The organism is Streptococcus vestibularis ATCC 49124, assembly GCF_000188295.1.
Lineage (GTDB): Bacteria > Bacillota > Bacilli > Lactobacillales > Streptococcaceae > Streptococcus > Streptococcus vestibularis.
Genome location: NZ_GL831112.1, coordinates 1,410,600 through 1,412,101 on the forward strand (window position 1 = coordinate 1,410,600; position 1,502 = coordinate 1,412,101).

Annotated in this window: 1 protein-coding gene; it reads right to left on the minus strand. The window is 40.6% G+C overall.

Annotated elements, in window-relative coordinates:
• Positions 1 to 88 precede the first annotated feature (88 nt).
• Entirely contained in the window at positions 89 to 1,285 is a 1,197-nt protein-coding gene (gene tuf, locus HMPREF9425_RS06810; protein WP_003095670.1) for an elongation factor Tu, read from the minus strand.
• Positions 1,286 to 1,502 lie beyond the last annotated feature (217 nt).

A 1,502-nucleotide genomic window follows, 5' to 3' on the forward strand; every position in this document is an offset into this window, starting at 1 on the left:
GATATTTTTAAAAACCAAAAAGAGCCGAGTAAATTCGACTCTCTCAATTATTGTCTGACGAATAATTGTATTGGGAACTTAATATTAATTAAGCTTCGATTTCAGATACGATACCTGAACCAACAGTACGTCCACCTTCACGGATAGAGAATGTTGTACCTTTTTCAACGGCGATTGGGTGGATCAACTCAACGTCGATAGTCACGTTATCACCAGGCATAACCATTTCAGTACCTGCAGGAAGTTCGATTGAACCTGTTACGTCAGTTGTACGGAAGTAGAACTGTGGACGGTAGTTGTTGAAGAATGGAGTGTGACGTCCACCTTCTTCTTTAGAAAGGATGTAAACTTCACCTTTGAATTTAGTGTGTGGGTTGATTGAACCAGGTGCAGCCAATACTTGACCACGTTCAATTTCATCACGTTGGATACCACGAAGAAGGACACCGACGTTATCTCCGGCAATACCTTCGTCAAGTTGTTTACGGAACATTTCTACACCAGTAACAACTGCTTTTTGGATTTCTTCTTTAAGACCAACGATTTCAACTTCGTCATTAACACGAACAACACCACGGTCGATACGTCCTGAAGCAACAGTACCACGACCAGTGATTGAGAATACGTCTTCGACTGGAAGCAACAATGGTTTGTCAGTGTCACGTTCTGGTTCTGGAATGTATTCGTCAACAGTGTTCATCAAGTCCATGATGATGTCTTCGTATTTAGAATCACCTTCAAGAGCTTTAAGAGCTGAACCTTGGATAACTGGAATATCATCACCTGGGAAATCGTATTCTGAAAGAAGGTCACGGATTTCCATTTCAACCAATTCAAGCAATTCTTCATCGTCAACCAAGTCAACTTTGTTCATGAAGACGATAAGGTGTTTAACACCAACCTGACGTGAAAGAAGGATGTGCTCACGAGTTTGTGGCATTGGTCCGTCAGTAGATGCTACTACAAGGATCGCACCGTCCATTTGAGCGGCACCAGTGATCATGTTTTTAACGTAGTCCGCGTGTCCTGGCGCATCGATGTGAGCGTAGTGACGTTTTTCAGTTTCGTACTCAACGTGTGCAGTGTTGATTGTGATACCGCGTTCACGTTCTTCTGGAGCAGCGTCGATTGAAGCGTAGTCTTTTGGTGTGTTAACTGCGCTAGGAAGACGACGAGCCAATACAGTTGTGATAGCAGCTGTCAAAGTAGTTTTACCGTGGTCAACGTGTCCGATTGTACCAATGTTAACGTGTGGTTTACTACGATCGTATTTTTCTTTTGCCATTTAGGAAAAGCCTCCAATAAAATATATTTTATAGATAGACAGTAGGCAATACAGTCTAACTTTACTCTACTATTCTATCAAAATGTCATAGAATTGCAAGTATTTTATATAGTTTTCAGTTTTTCTTTAGAGTAATTACAAATATTCCTTTCAGTATTTCTATTTCTACTACTTCTATAAGCTTTTAATAATCCCCTTGCTAATGCAAAAACACTAC

Coding starts and splice junctions, on each gene's coding strand:
- tuf (WP_003095670.1), bottom strand. CDS start 1,285: ATGGCAAAAGAAAAATACGATCGTAGTAAACCACACGTTAACATTGGT.